The following is a 15,979-nucleotide window of genomic DNA, read 5'->3' on the forward strand; positions in this document are numbered from 1 at the left end:
TTTGCGAGGTGCGGGGATCAACCGAAATCGAGTGGGATGTCCAGCGCGTCGAGTCCGCCTTCGCTGAACGCGCCGCTTTTCTGCATGTCCTGGATCACCCGGTTCATGTCGATGGCGCCTTCAAAGGACAGGTGTTTCGCCAGGAACTGCTGACGCCGGCAGATCACCCAGGCAAACCCGATGCCCAGCGTGAAGACCAGGATCAGCAGATTGCCGAACTGGAGTTTGAACATTTCCCAGCCGCTTGCGGTGAATTTGAACGAGCCGCTTCCGAAGTGCGTGTGGCTCCAGTTGTAACGCGAAAGGTACGCCTGCCACCAGGGAATGTTGAGGCCAGCCGTCAGCGGAAACAGCAACACGAACAGCAGGAATTGGCCGAAGAGGTCCTTGCCCTGCCCGGTGTAATGAAACGCCTGGTTGCCGAAGTGCGAGTTTTCGACCCAGAACTTTTTGATCTTGGCGAGGAAGAACGGGTAGTACAGGCCCACCGTGAACAGCGTCATCAGGTAACCGACGAAGTAGTTCAGCATCGCCTGGCCGCGCTTGCCGCGGAATGAAAAGCGGATGTTGCGAAGCGAGGTGCGGGTGAGACGGTAGCGGTACGCGCCGACCATGAGTGCCGGGATCAACAGCAGGATCACCAGACCTACGGCGGGCTCGACGATTTCCCGCGAGCCGGGGCCGAGGTACATCTGCAGGGCGGCGCTTCCGACACCCACGATGATCAGAATGAGGGAGAAGAATGCCGCGCCACGGAACAACTCCGCGCCGGTGCCGTGGTATGCAAAGTAATCCTTGTTGAAGGAGGTGTGTTCCAGGGTGTATTTGCGCACCTTGGTCTTCGCCCAGAATGAATAGATGCCCAAGGTGAGGATGGTGAGGATGGTGTTGACGAACATGATGCGGAACAGTTCACCGCCGACGCCGTGGAACTCCACCTTGTACATTTTTTGCGGTCCCTCCGCCACCATCGCTTCGTCGGTGGCGGTATCGGCGGGGGGCGCTTCGTCAAAGCCTTCATCCCAGTCCGTAGCGGCGTCAAACGCGTCCATGTCCGCATCGTCCCGCGGCATGCCGCCGCCGTAAGTGGCGTGCGCCGTCTCTTCCATCGAACTCGGGATCATGGCCGTATCATTTCCCATCGCCGCGGTGGCGCCATCGCCGTTGCTTTCGACCGGAATCAACTCCACGGAAAATCCCTGGCTGGACAGGTAGCGGTTCACGTTTTGAGCGCTTTGATTGTCGAGCGGATCGGCGAACCGCCATGGGATTCCCTTTTTGACCTGCTTGACGATCTGCCCCGCTTCTTTTTGCGTCAGGGCAAACATCGTGGCCAGGCGGAAGGCGGCGCGGTTGATGTCGTTGCCGTCCCAGGAATTGAGGCTGACGTATTGGCTCATGACTCCTCTGACCCTTGAATTAAGGATTGCATTCAGCCGTCCCGTCTTCGTTCGTCATCGGCATCGAAATCCGGTTCCATGGCGCTGTCCATGTCCCGGGCCATGTCCGCATCCATGGAGTCGTCGAAGGAGTCGTCGATGGAGTCTTCCATGGCGGCGGCTTCCATTTCCGGCTCGGCTATTTTCTTTTTGCGCGAGAACAGGCCGGAAAGTTTTGCGATGAGTCCGCCGAACATGCCGCCTTTCTTTTTCGCCGGAGCCATCATTTCGTGCGGCATGGCCTCCGGTGCACCGCCCTTGACGATGGCGGGGATGGTTTCAACATCAAATCCGAGATCGTTCAGGAAATTGCGCGCGACCTCGGTTTGCTGATCGGATACCTGATATTCGAACTGCCAGGGGTTGCCGTTGGCCAGAAGATCCACAATGGGACCGGCCTCTTCGTTGCTCATGCGAAACACACGAGCCATCTTCTCGGTAGCCTCGTCCTGGTCGGCGCCCATCCAACCGTTCAATAAAATGTAATGACTCATGGGTCTCCTCACTTTTTGTTTGGTTAAATGGTTGGATTGTTTGATCTTACTAGTATCAACGATTCACCGTGAAAAGCAAAGTAAAAATAAAGAAAAGGGCAGGGAGGCTTGAAAATCCGGAAATTGCCGGGTTGGGGAAGGAGCGGTTCAGATGTGCAGTTCGGGGAGGAGAAATTCCTGCTGGAGCACCGGCGGGGTGTCCGCGGTCAAATAGGCCTCGGCCACGATGCTGTCCGGTCCGTCTCCGGCTTTCACCACCACCTGCTTTTCGTATTGCGGATCGGGTTCGTTGGGCACCAGATGAACGGTTTTGGGAAGCAGGGGATGTCCGGGGAGGTCGCGCCAGCCTTCCAGATCCGGATTGGCATCGATCATTTCCTCGGTAATGGGCCAGACGCGCTCTGCATCGGGCGAGAACACCCACTTCACGAAATCCTCGGCGCGATGCCGGGGGTAACGGTAAGGAAAACTGGAGATCATCAGGATGTCGTGGCGGGTCAGGTACGCGACAACGGCGAGGCCGCTTTGCAGGTCGTCCAGCGCGACTTGCTTATCATCTTTACCGCAGGCGGTGCCGGTGAAAGCCAGCGCACAGGTCAACAGGAACCCGGTCCAGCGGGACCACCGGGTGGGTGGAAATACGGAAGGAATAGAGAGCCTCTGGAAATCGTCAGAAGAAATCATAGGCGATCCGGGGCTGGGCCCAGCCGAGAAAGCCGTCTTCCTCTGGAATGCCGGTGAATTTGTCCGACTCGCGCACCCAAGTCTCCGGCTGATCCCAGTTGTCACCGAAATGGTAGAGGTAACACTTGGCGCGGATGTCCGGGCTCAGCGTCATCAGCTCTTCATAGGAGGCGTGCACGCCACCGGTGAACAACTGGCAGTCGTGAAACATGATCTCCGCTTCCTGCGCGAAGCGTTCCGGGTATTCCTTGTCGAACATGGTGTCGCCGGAAATCCAGACACGGCGGTTGATATACAGGCCGCAACACCACTGAGACTCGTCCACGCTGTCGGCGGAGTCCGGGAAATGGCGCGTGCGCACCAGCACCACTTCGATGGGACCGTGCTGATACACCCAGCATTTGCGTCCCAGCACCTGCGTCGCCTTTGGGCGCAGGATTTCAAAAAAATCGTTCAACTGCAGGGGACGTCCCTGGTTGGCCTCGCAGTACTCCGCGCCGCCGGACAGGCTTTTGGACCACAATATCTCCTGGTAGTCACGCAGGATGATCAGCTCCGGCGGTGTCGGCTTGCCAAAATAACGGTTGGTCAACATGATTTCTTCAAATCCGCCGATATGGTCGGCGTGGCTGTGCGTTGGCAGGTAACAGCGCACCGTTTTGACGTTCAACCCCACATCGTTGAGCGCCAGCGGGCCCTGGGTGCCGCAGTCCATCAGCAGGTGGTGGTCGCCTTGAATGATAAGAATATTGGATTGTCGATTTCTTTTTGCGAATGCCGAACCCACCCCCACAAACACGATGCGCAGTTCTCCATCCGTGGTGAGAGGCAGGGGATGTTCTTTGTCGAAACTTTCTGTAATTTTATACATGGCATCGGGCCCGTTTTTTAGATAATCTGTAGGGAATCCGTAATTATTTTCACGGAATCCCATCTATTGTAATATTATACTTAATAAAATTAAAATCAAATTCTTGACCTTTTAGTCCAAGTAATAAGGCCAAAGTCAAGGATTTTTGGCGAATATCCGTTATACGAAGACATGTGGTTGCCCTCAGTCATGCAAGCGTAACTGCAAAATTGGTTCCAAGCTCAGAAGGGGCCAAAAACTTTTATCTCCTTTGACAGGAGGTTTGAAACGGTCATGAAGCCTTCCGATCTTTCAAAAATGACGCGTCAGCAATTGCAGGATCTCGCCCGGCGTAAAAAAATTGCGGTTCCTTCCAACCTGTTGAAAGCAGATCTGGCGTCCAAAGTCGGGCGCGAACTGCGCAAGCAGGAAAAGCGGAAAGCGGCGGGCGCAAAAGGGAAAGCCAAAAAAAATACCTCCTCCAGGAAAAAGACGGTTGGCGAAAAGGCCGCGACCCCAAAAGCGGCAACGAAGAAAGCCGGCGGCTCGCGTTCCACTCGCGCCACTCCGGGCAAAAAGAAAGCCGCCACGGCCAAAGCTTCCAGCAAAACGAAAAAAACAGCGGTCGCCGGCAGGACGAAAGCCAAAACCGGGACCCGATCGACCGTCAAGGCGGGAGCAACGCAAAGCAAAAAGACCGCGGCCAGAAGCACGTCGCGCAAAGCTGTCTCCGCGACGAAAAAGAAAACCCCCTCCACACGCAAAACCACCGGTAAGGCCACGGCAAAACCGAAAGCGGCTTCCAAGACCGCGCGTGCCGTTGCCAAGAAGCAGGCGCCGCGCAAACCCCGCGCCGCCACAGCAGCCAGGAAACGCCCCACTCCGGCAAGCGGCCTCCACCCGCCACGCGAGGTGGACGAGGAGTTGGCGGCGAAATTCATCCTCGGTCCCGCCGCCATGCAGGATGAATCGGAAAGAGAGGCGCGCATGGACCTGCCCGCAGGCTACGGCGACCATCGGCTGGTGATGATGGTGCGCGATCCGTACTGGGTTTATTGTTACTGGGAACTGCAACCGCAGTACATCGAAGAAGCGCTCTCCCGTCTGGGCCGCCCGGCGCACGAGGTGCGCTGGGTCCTGCGCATGCACCCGGAAGGGGGCCGCAAAGGGTCCGGACATTTCGATACGGAAATCGACACCCGCGCGCGTAGCTGGTACATGCACCTCGCTCCGCCGGGCGCGACGTTCACCGCGGAAATCGGCATCCTCGACGGGACCGGGCGCTATGCCGCCGTGGCGCGTTCCAATAGCGTGACCCTGCCCATGGATCGTCCATCGAGCAACATGGACGAGCAGTGGATGCTGAGCGATGAGGAACTGCACCACCATTACGCGGGCATGGAGTTTCCTCACGCGGAAGGCATGAAGCCCACGGGCAAAGGCTCCCTGTTTGATGAGGGGCAGTCGGGCCGTCCTGTCCAGACGGGGGGAGCCAGCGAGTACCGGCCACCGTCTTTTTCCAAAAAATAAATTTCAGCCAAAGGACCGCTCATGGCCAAAGGATACCTTGCGCTCGTTTTGCACGCCCACCTGCCGTTCGTCCGCCATCCGGAATACGACGAGTTTCTGGAGGAGGACTGGCTGTACCAGGCCATCACGGAAACCTATATCCCGCTCATCCGCATGTTCCGCGGGCTGGTGCACGACAAGGTGCCGTTCCACCTCACCATGTCGCTCACGCCGACGTTGATCTCCATGCTGAGCGATCCGCTCCTGCAAACCCGTTACGTGCGCTACCTCGACCGCACGCTCGAACTTGCCAACAAGGAAGTGGACCGCACCCGTCACGAACCGGATTTCTACACCGTCGCGCTCATGTACAAGGAACGGCTGGAGGAGACGCGCGACCTGTTCTGCAACCAGTACCTGGAAAACCTGGTCAACGCGTTCGTCGAGTTTCAGGACCGGGGCCATCTGGAGCTGATCACCTGCGGCGCGACGCACGGATACTTTCCGCTGATGAACGGCAACATGAATGCCATCCGCGCGCAGATCCGCACCGCCGTGCGCACGCACGAGGTGTACCTGGGACGCAAACCGCCGGGCATCTGGTTGCCGGAATGCGCCTACGTGCCGGGCGTCGAGGACATTCTGAAAGCCGAGGGCATCGGTTATTTCTTCGTGGACACGCACGGCATCCTGTACGCCGATCCCAAACCGAAGTACGGCGTCTATGCGCCGGTGTTCTGCCCGAACGGCGTCGCCGCCTTCGCGCGCGATGTGGAGTCGTCGAAACAGGTGTGGAGTTCGAAGGAGGGGTACCCCGGCGATTTCGATTACCGCGACTTCTACCGCGACGTGGGGTTCGATCTCGATTACGACTACATCCGCCCGTACATCGCCTCCACCGGCGACCGCAAGATGACGGGCATCAAGTATTACCGCATCACCGGCAAGACCGACCGCAAGGAGCCGTACCATCCGTTCCGCGCCATGGATAAGGCGGCGGAGCACGCGGGCAACTTCATGTTCAACCGCGAGCGGCAGGTCGAACACCTGAACGGACTCATGGGCAAACCGCCGATCGTCGTCGCGCCTTACGACGCGGAGTTGTTCGGCCACTGGTGGTTCGAAGGCCCGGACTTTTTGAATTACCTCATCCGCAAAATCGGATTCGACACCGAGGTGCTGGAACTCACCACGCCAGGGTTGCACCTCGGCCGGTTCCCGAAGAACCAGGTGGTGCAACCGTGCATGTCGAGCTGGGGATACAAGGGGTACCACGAACACTGGATGAGCGGCGAGAACGACTGGATCTACCGCCACCTGCACAAGGCCGCCGAACGCATGGTGGAACTGGCGGAGAAACACCCGAACGCCCACGGCACCATGGAACGCGCGCTCAACCAGGCGGCGCGGGAGCTGTTACTGGCGCAGGCCAGCGACTGGGCGTTCATCATGTTTGCTGGAACGATGGTCGAGTACGCCGTCAAGCGCACCAAGGATCACCTCGTCCGCTTCAACAAGCTGTACGAAGACATCAACCGCCATCACATCGACGAAGTGTGGTTGAAAGATCTGGAACTCCGCGACAACGCCTTCCCCTTCGTCGACTACCGCGCGTATCTCTAGCCCGGCGTGGCCGGGTCAACCACCGTTCACCGCGCCATCGTACATGGTCCAGACGCCGACCAGGATGAAGCCGATGCCGGCGATGACTTTCAGCTTCCCCGGGTCGATCAGCTTCGGCAGTTGCGAGCCGACGATCACGCCGATCAGGCATGCCAGCACGAGAGCCAGCGACGCGGCGATGAACACGCCGACGCGGTCCAGCTTGTCGTCAGTGGCAAACAACAGGGTGGCGAGCTGGGTCTTGTCTCCCAATTCGGCCAGAAACACGGTGGTGAACACGATCCACAATCCTTTCATGTGCGTACCTTTTCCTCTCTCGATGATGTAATGGCAATGAGGCTTCCTGCGGCGTCCCCGGCATTATCCGTAAAAATCTTTTAGAATTGTAGATTTCAAAGCCTTTGGGCGTGGATTTCATCCTAATTCCAAGCTATAATTTTCTATCGAAAACCCCGAATTACGCGTAAGTTAATGAAATATTTAATAGTTCTCGCCAATGGGTTGAGTGATCACCCCATTGCCGAACGTGACAATAAAACCCCGCTGACACTGGCGGACATCCCGAATCTCGACCGCATCGTCGCCGAAGGCCGCACGGGCTCCGTGCGCACGGCGCCGGAGGGTCTGCCCGCCGGAGGCGAGGTCACTGCACTGTCGCTTCTCGGTTACGATCCGCAGAAACACGGCGCCGGAGCGGGCGAGTACGTGGCGCAGGCTTTGGGCGTGGAGGTGAAGGCCAACGAAGTGCCGCTGTGCTGTGACTTCATCATCCTGCAGACCAGCCACAACGACATGATCGTGAAAGATTTCACCGCCGGACAGCTGGCCGACGCCGACGCGCGCACGTTGATCGAGGCGTTGCAGGAGCAGGTGATGGCGGACACGCCGGTGGCGTTTCATGCCGGACGCGGATACCACAACCTGATGGTGATGCAGAGCGACCCGTTTCCCAGCCGCCTCATGCCGCCGAACGGGTTGATCGGCGAGGGCATCCGCCAGCACATTCCACAGGACGCGCCGTACCGCGAGTTGGTGAACATCATGAACCAGGCGCAGATCATTCTGCACAACCACCCGTTCAACCGGAAACGCATGGCGGAAGGCACGGATGCGGTCAACAGCGTCTGGTTCTGGGGCAATACCAACGGCCGCGGCCGGGAAACCATGCCCGCCTTTTTCAGCCGGTTCGAAAAGAAGGGGGCGATGGTCACCGCCTCGCTCCTCATGCAGGGGCTGGCGCGGCAGGTGGGCATGACGGTCCTGGAAGTGGAAGGCGCAACCGGATTTGCCGATACCAACTACAAAGGAAAAGTGGAGGCGGCGTTGAAGGCGCTCGATTCGCACGATGTGGTGTACCTGCACATGACCGGCGCGGAGATCGTGTCCCTGCAGGGCAACATCGACGACAAGATTGCCGCCATCGAAGACATGGACGAGCAGGTGCTGGAACCGGTTCTCGATTACCTGGAGACGCACAAAGACGTCACTCTGCTGGTGACGGAAAATCACATGAGCAGTGTGGACCGCATGCGTTACGACGAAGTGCCGGTGCCGTTTGCCGTGTATCCTTCCGGCAAGGGCAGGGATTCCATTCAACGATTTGACGAAGACCTCGCACAGAACGGCTCCGAGCATTTCAAGGATGGGCCGTCCCTGATCGAAGCCCTGTTGAAAGGAGCCCTGTGAGCCGTCCCTTGATCGTACAGAAATACGGCGGCACCTCGGTGGGGTCGCTGGACCGGATACGCGGTGTGGCGCGCCGGGTGAAAGCCGCGTGGGAAGCGGGACAGAACATCCTCGTCGTGGTTTCGGCCATGGCCGGGGAAACGGACAAACTGCTTGGCATGGCCAACGAGTTGTCGGACCGCCCGGAGCGGCGGGAGATCGATCTCCTGCTGTCGTCCGGCGAGCGGATATCGAGCGCATTGCTGTCGATCGCGCTTCACAGCATCGGCTGTCCGGCGGTGGCGCTGACGGGGCGGCAGATGGGCCTGTTGACCGACAGTTCGCACACCCGTGCGCGGATCAAGCAGATTTCGGCGGACCGTGCGCAGGAGGTCCTGGCACGCAACCACGTGGTGGTGTGCGCCGGGTTCCAGGGCATCAACGAACTGGGCGACGTCACCACTCTCGGCAGGGGCGGATCGGATACCTCCGCCGTGGCGCTGGCGGTGGCGGTGAAGGCCGACCGGTGCGAAATCTACACCGACGTCCGAGGCGTGTACACGGCGGACCCGCGGGTGGTGCCGAACGCGCGCAAACTGCATGTGGTATCCTTTGATGAAATGCTGGAGATGGCCAGCCTCGGCGCGAAAGTTCTACAACTGCGCTGTGTCGAGTTCGCCAAGAATTTCAACATTCCTCTTGTCGTGAGGTCCACTTTCGACGAGGAGGATGAAGGCACGTATATCTGCAAGGAGAGTCCGGATATGGAAGAACCCGTCGTCTCGGGTGTCATGTACGACAAGGATCAATCGAAAATCACGGTCAAGGGTGTGCCGGACCAGCCGGGCGTGGCGGCGAAGCTGTTCAGCGCGCTGGCGGCGGAGTCGCTTTCCGTGGACATGATCATTCAGAACGTCAGCGCCGAAGGGCATACGGACATCTCGTTCACTCTACCCACCGCGCATTTGAAGGAAGCCGAGCCCATTGTTCAGCAGGTGGCCGAGGCCATTCACGCCAGCAGTGTGGAGTCGGACTCGCAGATTTCGAAAATCTCCGTTGTCGGCGCGGGCATGCGCAGTCATTTCGGCGTCGCCGCGCGTATTTTCCAGGCGTTGTCGGACGAAGGCATCAACGTCATCATGATCAGCACGTCGGAGATCCGCGTCTCCTGCGTCATCGAAAAAAAATATACAGAACTGGCGGTGCGTGCCCTGCACGACGCCTTTGATCTGGAACACGAACCCGAACGCGTCACCGAGCCGGAACCGGCATCGTCCGCCGATCCCGGCAAGTCCACATAAACCAAACATGTCTGTCATCAAACTTTACGACACCACCTTGCGCGACGGCTCCCAGGCCGAGGACATCACCTTCACCGTCGAAGACAAGATCCGCATCGCCCACAAGCTGGACGAAAACGGGTTTCATTACATCGAGGGCGGCTGGCCGGGGTCCAACCCGAAGGACGTGGATTTCTTCGAGAAGATAAAGCACGCGAAGTTCGAGCGGGCCAAGATCGTTGCTTTCGGCAGTACGCGGTCGCCGCGCAAAAAAGCGGAGCAGGACCCAAACCTCAACCAGTTGCTGAAGGCGGGGACGGAGGTGGTCACCATCTTCGGCAAAAGCTGGGACATGCACGTTCGGCAGGCGCTGGAGACGGACCTCGATGAAAACCTGCGCATGGTGGCGGAGAGCATTGCGTTTCTCAAAAAGAACGTCGGCGAGGTGATGTTCGACGCAGAGCATTTTTTCGACGGATACAAGAAGAACCCGGAATACGCGATCAAGGTTTTGAAGGAAGCGGAGAACGCCGGCGCGGACTGGATCGTGCTGTGCGACACCAACGGCGGCTCCATGCCGTGGGAGGTGCATTCGATTTTTGAAACCGTGGTGGGGCAAGTCCGGGCTCCGCTCGGCATCCACACGCACAACGATTCCGAGTTGGGCGTCGCCAACGCGTTGGCGGCGGTGAAGGCGGGCGCCCGGCAGGTGCAGGGCACCATCAACGGCATCGGCGAGCGGTGCGGCAACTGCAACCTGGTCTCCGTCGTTCCCAACCTGAAACTGAAGATGGGCTTTGATTGCCTCGATGACAAACAGATGAAGAAGTTGAAGGACCTGTCTGCATTTGTCGACGAGCTGGCCAACCGTTCACACTGGAACCATCAACCCTACGTCGGCAAAAGCGCCTTCGCGCACAAGGGCGGCGTGCACGTTTCTGCCATCCGCAAAAACCGCGAGACGTACGAGCACATCGACCCGGAATTGGTCGGCAACCAGACACGCATCCTGGTTTCCGACCTCTCCGGCAAGAGCAACATCGTTTACAAGGCTCAGGAGTTCGGGCTGGATATCGACTCCGCCGACCCGAAGGTGCAGGAACTGCTGGAAGAGCTTAAGCGTGCCGAGCGGTTGGGCTTTCAGTACGAAGGCGCGGAAGGATCGTTCGAGCTCATCATGCGTGAGGCGCTGGGCCAGCGTGAGGAGCATTTCGAGTTCGTTGGTTTCCGCGTGATCGTCGAAAAACGCAAGGAAGACGAAGCGCCGATCGCCGAGGCCACGGTGAAGGTGAAAGTCAATGGTGTGCAGGAAGTCACTGCGGCGGAAGGCGACGGTCCGGTCAACGCGCTCGACAAGGCGTTGCGCAAGGCGCTCACCCGGTTCTACCCGGAGCTGGAGGAGATGAGCCTGTACGACTACAAGGTGCGCATCCTCGACGAAAGCAAGGGCACGAGTGCGAAGATCCGCGTGCTGTTGGAATCCGGCGACTCGCATGCAAAGTGGGGCACCGTCGGCGTGTCGGAGGATATCATCGAAGCCAGTTGGCAGGCGTTGATCGACGCCATCGTTTACAAGCTGGGCGTCGCCAGCCGCCATCAGCAGAACACTCCTGCCGTCTGAAGCGGTTTTTCTTTTTTTAAGAAATCCTGAAATATTGCAAGCGGAAGGGGTCCCTCACAGGGCCGTGCGCAGAAACGTGTCCAGGTTGTTCGTGTAAAACGTGCGCACGTTTTTCGTGGTTTCCTCGTAGTCGGCCATCAGCGCCTCCGCCGCCTCTCTGTTTTCCCCCTCGTATCCGAGGATGCGCGCCAGCGTTTGCAAAGCCGCCGGGTCTTTCGGCAGATGGTTGCTGAACTGCGGACTGATGAGGCGCAGACTGCACTCCACGTTGCGCAGGAATTCGTAATTTTTCTGCAGGCTCTCCGCCTGTTCGTACTGCAGGATGCCGTAGGCGGACAGGGTGTTGATGACTTCCAGCGTGTGCGTGGCGCGCAGTTTGGGATTGCGCCGCCCGTGCATCAGTTGCAGAATCTGTACGGTGAACTCGATGTCCGCCAGCCCGCCGTGGCCGAGTTTCACGTTCCTGCCTTTCTTGGTTTCTTCCGCCAGTTCCTTTTCCATGCGTTCGCGCAGGCGCGCGATCTCGATCAACGACCCGTACTCCAGTTTGGAGCGGTACGTGAACTGGTGCGCCACCTCGAGGAACCGGTCCCCCAGTTTCTGGTCCCCGGCGATGAAACGCGCGCGGGTCATGGCCTGTTGTTCCCAGATTCGGCCGCGCGACTCGAAGTAGTCCTGGTATCCCTTGAGCGACAGCACCAGCGCGCCGCGGCTTCCTTCCGGGCGCAGGTCGGTGTCGATCTTGTACGCCGGACCCACGGCGGAGCTTTCCGACGACAATTGGAACAGGCCCTGCGCGATTTGCGAGTACATGGTCATGGCGGTGAGGTCGCCTTCCGATCCGTCCGCGTTTTCGTCGTAAACAAAGACGATGTCGAGATCCGAACCGAAATTCAACTCGCGTCCGCCCAGCTTGCCGAGGCCGATGATGGCGAAGCCCTCGCGCGGGCGTGGGGCTTTGGATTCGGCCTGCACCCGGTCCCATGCCAGTTTGAGCACGGACTGGAGGTAGAGGTCCGCCAGGTTGGACAGGTCCATCAAGGTGCCCGGCAGGTCCGCTTCGTGGATGAGGTAACGCGTGCCGATGCGCAATTCTTCCGCCTGCTTGAACCAGCGAAGCAACAGGTTGCGTTGCTCCGCCGACTCGCAGGTCGACAGGGAATCGTTCAACTCCCGCTTCATTTTTTCCGGTGTCTTGAACCGGTACAGCGACTCGACGTTGGAAAGCACGTCGATGAAGTTGGGTTGCTTGATGAGGACCGTGGACAGCGTTTCGCTGGAGCCGAACAGGATGAGCAGAAGCTCCAGGAACTTTTCGTTTTCGTGAAGCAGGTTCAGGTATGTTTCCCTTGCCTTGCTGGCCTCGATGAACTTGACCAGGTTCTCCACGGCGGAATTGGCGTTCGGGACTTGGCGGCACAAATTCAGAATGGATGGAAGAACCCGGTAGAACGTCTGGACGCCGCGCTCCGTGGTGGGCTTGGCGGTCGGGCCGTCACGCAGGGAACAGAGAAACTGGTAGGCGCGCCGGGTGTCGGCCAAGGGAAACCGGGCAAGGTATTCTTCCGAAAAGCGGCTTTCGATATCCTGCCGTGCGTCCCATTTTTGCGACGTGTCGTGTGCGGCTTTCTGGTCTTTGTCTTCAGAGAACAATTGATCGAACATGGAGCCGACAAAAAACGTGTGGCGTTCGAATTCCTTTTGCAGGTTTTCGGCGAGCGTGGGAACGGTTTCGGCATGGAACCCCATCTTCCGCGCCAGCACCGCCTGGCTTCGCGTTTCCTTGGGGATGCTGTAGGTTTGCAGGCCGAAGGTCAACTGCACGCGGTTCTCGAGGTTGCGTAAAAAAATGTACGCGTCGTACAGTTTTTTATATTCTTCCGCGGTGAAGAATTCCCGTTCCTTGAGCTTGGTCAATGTGGACAGGGTGCTGGCGTCGCGCAGACTGGGATCGCGTCCTCCAAAGAGCAACTGGTAGGACTGAATGATGAACTCGATTTCGCGAATGCCGCCAAAGCCGAGCTTGATGTTGCCCTTTTCCTGTTTTTTCTGTTTCAGGTTGGCGTCCACCTTGCGCTTGAGCGACTTCACCTCCTCGATGGCGTTGAAGTCGAGCGTTTTCCGGTAGACGAACGGACGGATCATGGAAAAGAACTGCCGCCCCAGTTTTTCACTGCCCGCGGAAACGCGGGCCTTGATGAGCGCCTGTCGTTCCCAGGTGCGTCCCACCGACTCGTAATAGATCTCACAGAAGGAGAGCGAGTGCGCGATCTCCCCGTTCTGGCCCTCCGGCCGCAGGTTGAGGTCGACGCGGAACACGTTGCCCTCGCTTGTGATTTCATTGATGAGGCGGGTGATGCTTTGCCCCAGCCTGGTGTGGAACTCGTAGCTGGTGATCGGGCCGGAGGTGGGCGTGATGCCGTCCTGCGCGCGGGTTTCGCCTTCGGCGCTGGTGTAGATGTAGATGAGGTCGATGTCGGAACTGTAGTTCAGTTCGCGTCCACCCAGCTTGCCCATTGAAAGAATGGTGAACTCGGATTCCTTTTCCTTGCCGTCGAGGTCCCGGAACATGGGCGCGCCGTGTTTGTTCACGAGTTCGCGGTAGGTATGTTCATAGGCGACCTGCAGGCACACGTCAGCCAGGTCCGACAGGTCCTGCAGCGTTTCCAGTGTATCGGCGCGGCCCATCAGGTCACGCAGACCGATGCGGATGTATTCGCGCTTTTTGAACTTGCGCAGAAGCGACGGGATGGTTTTGCCTGCCGGGGCCTGGTCCCGCATCGTATAGAAATCGCGGTACACCTGGTCCTTGGTGCGGGAACTGTTCAGCGTTTCGGGTTCCACCAGCCAGTCGAAAAATTCCGGGTGGCGCAGAAGCGAGTCGGTGAGCACCTGGCTTCCGGAAAAAAGAATCATGAGGGCGTTCAGAAAATCCGGCATGCGGGTGAGGAACGAGTACAGGTGTTCCTTGTCCGGCAGTTTGGTGGACAGGCGCTCGAAGTTGTTGAGCGCGAGGTCCGGATCGTAGCACTGTTCCAGACATTCCAGCAGGCTGGGAAAAAAGGTTGGATACAGTTCGTTGAAGTTGGCCTGCTCCTTGAGCAGGGTCAGGTTGTGCCAGGCCTTTTTGGGATCGTCGAAGCCGACGCCGGAAAGCGGCTCGGCCCACGTATCCGACCAGGCTTGTCCTTCCAGCACAAGCGAGCTCAAACGGGTAACGACATTCATGGTTACATGTAAAAGATAGGGGTCATGCGCAATACTCTACCATATAAAAAACCCCTCCGGATATGGTCCGGAGGGGTTTTCCGATGGCAACCTGTCAGGGCCGTGGCGGTGTCCGCCGTCCGGCCGGATTACGCATCGTAGTACAGGTAGAACTCGTACGGATGCGGGCGCAGGCGGATGGGCGCCACTTCGTGTTCCCGCTTGTAAGAGATCCACCGGTCGATGATGTCCTGCGTGAACACGTCGCCTTTGAGCAGGAACTCGTGGTCTTCCTCCAGGCATTCCAACGCTTCTTCAAGAGACGTCGGCAGGCTGGGGATGTTGGCGAGGTCTTCCGGCCCGAGGGCGTAGATGTCCTTGTCCAGCGGTTCGCCCGGATCGATTTTGTTTTCGATGCCGTCGAGTCCGGCCATCAACATCGCCGAGAATGCCAGGTAGCCGTTGGCGGTCGGGTCCGGGAAGCGGCACTCGATGCGCTTGGCCTTCGGGCTGGGCGAGTACATGGGGATGCGGATGGACGCACTGCGGTTGCGGCTGGAGTACGCCAGGTTGACCGGCGCCTCGAAACCGGGTACCAGCCGTTTGTACGAGTTGTTGGTCGGAGCGACGAACGCTGCAAGTGCGCGTGCGTGCTTCAACACGCCGCCGATGTAGTGCATGCCCATCTCGCTCATGCCCGCGTAGCTGTTGCCCGCGAACAGCGGCTTGCCGTCTTTCCAGATGCTCTGGTGCACGTGCATGCCGGAACCATTGTCTCCGTAAATCGGTTTCGGCATGAAGGTCGCCGTCTTGTTGTGGCGGCGCGCGACGTTTTTCACGACGTACTTGAACCACATCAGGTTGTCTGCGCATTTCACCATGTCGGAGAAGCGCATATCGATTTCGCACTGACCGCCGGAAGCCACTTCGTGGTGATGGCATTCCATCGCGATGCCGACCTTTTCCATGATGAGCAGCATCTCGGTGCGGATGTCCTGCAGGCTGTCGCTCGGCGCAACCGGGAAGTAACCTTCCTTGTGGCGCGGCTTGTAGCCCAGGTTGGGACCTTCATCGCGGCCGCTGTTCCAGTTGCCTTCACGCGAATCGACATAGTATGCGGAGCGGTTGATGCCCACTTCATAGCGCACGTCGTCGAACAGGAAAAATTCCGGTTCCGGTCCGAAGTATGCCGTGTCGCCGATGCCCGTCGATTTCAGGTACGCTTCCGCTTTCTGTGCGATGTTGCGCGGGTCGCGGGTGTATTTTTCCTTGGTGATGGGATCGACGATGTTGCAGATCATGCTGATAGTCGGAACCTGCATGAAAGGATCCATCACCGCCGTGGTGCTGTCCGGCATGACCAGCATGTCGCTGGCGTTGATGGCCTGCCAGCCGCGGATGCTGGAACCATCGAATCCCAAACCTTCTTCAAACAGGTGCTCCTCCAGCTCGCTCATGGGAACGCTGAAGTGCTGCCACGTGCCCAGAAGGTCCATGAACTTCAGGTCCACGATCTCGGCATTTTTGTTTTTAGCAAAATCGATTACTTCTTTGGGGGTCATTATGTTCTCCTCAAGCTTGTATATGGATAAAACAATTCAGAACAG

At 58.6% G+C, this 15,979-nt stretch carries 12 protein-coding genes; 5 read left to right on the plus strand and 7 right to left on the minus strand.

The window, feature by feature from the left end; all coding sequences use genetic code 11:
- Positions 1-17: 17 nt before the first annotated feature.
- The 4 genes from J2S31_RS02185 to J2S31_RS02200 all read right to left on the minus strand — a co-directional run bounded on the left by J2S31_RS02185 (position 18) and on the right by J2S31_RS02200 (position 3,488).
- Positions 18-1,400, minus strand: coding sequence for a YjgN family protein (locus J2S31_RS02185; RefSeq protein WP_237097410.1), 1,383 nt, complete (start codon positions 1,398-1,400; stop codon positions 18-20).
- Between the two features lie 32 nt (positions 1,401-1,432).
- Positions 1,433-1,933 (minus strand): hypothetical protein, encoded by a 501-nt coding sequence (locus J2S31_RS02190; RefSeq protein WP_237097411.1) that lies wholly within the window; start codon positions 1,931-1,933, stop codon positions 1,433-1,435.
- Positions 1,934-2,080: 147 nt separating this feature from the next.
- A complete protein-coding gene (locus tag J2S31_RS02195) occupies positions 2,081-2,617 on the minus strand; it encodes a hypothetical protein (protein ID WP_237097412.1) in 537 nt (178 codons plus the stop codon).
- A complete protein-coding gene (locus J2S31_RS02200; protein WP_237097413.1) occupies positions 2,604-3,488 on the minus strand; it encodes an MBL fold metallo-hydrolase in 885 nt (294 codons plus the stop codon). Before J2S31_RS02200 ends, J2S31_RS02195 begins: the two co-directional genes overlap by 14 nt.
- 273 nt (positions 3,489-3,761) lie before the next feature.
- Here J2S31_RS02200 and J2S31_RS02205 point away from each other — a divergent pair, with 273 nt between their 5' ends.
- Positions 3,762-4,997 carry a DUF4912 domain-containing protein gene (locus tag J2S31_RS02205; RefSeq protein WP_237097414.1) on the plus strand — a complete coding sequence of 412 codons (1,236 nt, stop codon included), beginning with the start codon at positions 3,762-3,764 and terminating at the stop codon, positions 4,995-4,997.
- A gap of 21 nt (positions 4,998-5,018) precedes the next feature.
- Positions 5,019-6,599: a glycoside hydrolase family 57 protein gene (locus J2S31_RS02210; RefSeq protein ID WP_237097415.1), complete on the plus strand. Its 1,581-nt coding sequence runs from the start codon at positions 5,019-5,021 to the stop codon at positions 6,597-6,599.
- Positions 6,600-6,614: 15 nt separating this feature from the next.
- On the opposite strand, the gene J2S31_RS02215 is transcribed toward J2S31_RS02210, so the two are convergent.
- Complete coding sequence (locus J2S31_RS02215; RefSeq protein WP_237097416.1) at positions 6,615-6,896, minus strand: TMEM165/GDT1 family protein; 282 nt, start codon at positions 6,894-6,896, stop codon at positions 6,615-6,617.
- A gap of 174 nt (positions 6,897-7,070) precedes the next feature.
- On the opposite strand from J2S31_RS02215, the gene apgM reads away from it, so the two are divergent.
- The 3 genes from apgM to cimA are packed head-to-tail and all read left to right on the plus strand — an operon-like array spanning position 7,071 to position 11,165.
- Positions 7,071-8,285, plus strand: coding sequence for a 2,3-bisphosphoglycerate-independent phosphoglycerate mutase (gene apgM / locus J2S31_RS02220; RefSeq protein WP_237097417.1), 1,215 nt, complete (start codon positions 7,071-7,073; stop codon positions 8,283-8,285).
- Positions 8,282-9,565 carry an aspartate kinase gene (locus J2S31_RS02225; protein ID WP_237097418.1) on the plus strand — a complete coding sequence of 428 codons (1,284 nt, stop codon included), beginning with the start codon at positions 8,282-8,284 and terminating at the stop codon, positions 9,563-9,565. Before apgM ends, J2S31_RS02225 begins: the two co-directional genes overlap by 4 nt.
- A gap of 7 nt (positions 9,566-9,572) precedes the next feature.
- Positions 9,573-11,165, plus strand: coding sequence for a citramalate synthase (gene cimA / locus J2S31_RS02230; protein ID WP_237097419.1), 1,593 nt, complete (start codon positions 9,573-9,575; stop codon positions 11,163-11,165).
- Positions 11,166-11,219: 54 nt separating this feature from the next.
- Here the strand turns inward: cimA and glnE are convergent, their stop codons facing one another.
- A complete protein-coding gene (gene glnE, locus J2S31_RS02235; RefSeq protein ID WP_237097420.1) occupies positions 11,220-14,393 on the minus strand; it encodes a bifunctional [glutamate--ammonia ligase]-adenylyl-L-tyrosine phosphorylase/[glutamate--ammonia-ligase] adenylyltransferase in 3,174 nt (1,057 codons plus the stop codon).
- A 128-nt stretch (positions 14,394-14,521) separates the two neighbouring features.
- A complete protein-coding gene (glnA, locus tag J2S31_RS02240) occupies positions 14,522-15,934 on the minus strand; it encodes a type I glutamate--ammonia ligase (protein WP_237097421.1) in 1,413 nt (470 codons plus the stop codon).
- Positions 15,935-15,979 lie beyond the last annotated feature (45 nt).

This window comes from Nitrospina gracilis Nb-211 (assembly GCF_021845525.1).
Classification (GTDB): Bacteria; Nitrospinota; Nitrospinia; order Nitrospinales; family Nitrospinaceae; genus Nitrospina; species Nitrospina gracilis_A.

Bases quoted from the DNA above. Each gene is read 5' to 3' on its own strand.
- apgM (WP_237097417.1), top strand. From the start codon at position 7,071: ATGAAATATTTAATAGTTCTCGCCAATGGGTTGAGTGATCACCCCATT.
- J2S31_RS02215 (WP_237097416.1), bottom strand. From the start codon at position 6,896: ATGAAAGGATTGTGGATCGTGTTCACCACCGTGTTTCTGGCCGAATTG.
- J2S31_RS02210 (WP_237097415.1), top strand. From the start codon at position 5,019: ATGGCCAAAGGATACCTTGCGCTCGTTTTGCACGCCCACCTGCCGTTC.
- J2S31_RS02200 (WP_237097413.1), bottom strand. From the start codon at position 3,488: ATGTATAAAATTACAGAAAGTTTCGACAAAGAACATCCCCTGCCTCTC.
- J2S31_RS02185 (WP_237097410.1), bottom strand. From the start codon at position 1,400: ATGAGCCAATACGTCAGCCTCAATTCCTGGGACGGCAACGACATCAAC.
- glnE (WP_237097420.1), bottom strand. From the start codon at position 14,393: ATGAATGTCGTTACCCGTTTGAGCTCGCTTGTGCTGGAAGGACAAGCC.
- J2S31_RS02205 (WP_237097414.1), top strand. From the start codon at position 3,762: ATGAAGCCTTCCGATCTTTCAAAAATGACGCGTCAGCAATTGCAGGAT.
- J2S31_RS02195 (WP_237097412.1), bottom strand. From the start codon at position 2,617: ATGATTTCTTCTGACGATTTCCAGAGGCTCTCTATTCCTTCCGTATTT.
- cimA (WP_237097419.1), top strand. From the start codon at position 9,573: ATGTCTGTCATCAAACTTTACGACACCACCTTGCGCGACGGCTCCCAG.
- J2S31_RS02190 (WP_237097411.1), bottom strand. From the start codon at position 1,933: ATGAGTCATTACATTTTATTGAACGGTTGGATGGGCGCCGACCAGGAC.
- glnA (WP_237097421.1), bottom strand. From the start codon at position 15,934: ATGACCCCCAAAGAAGTAATCGATTTTGCTAAAAACAAAAATGCCGAG.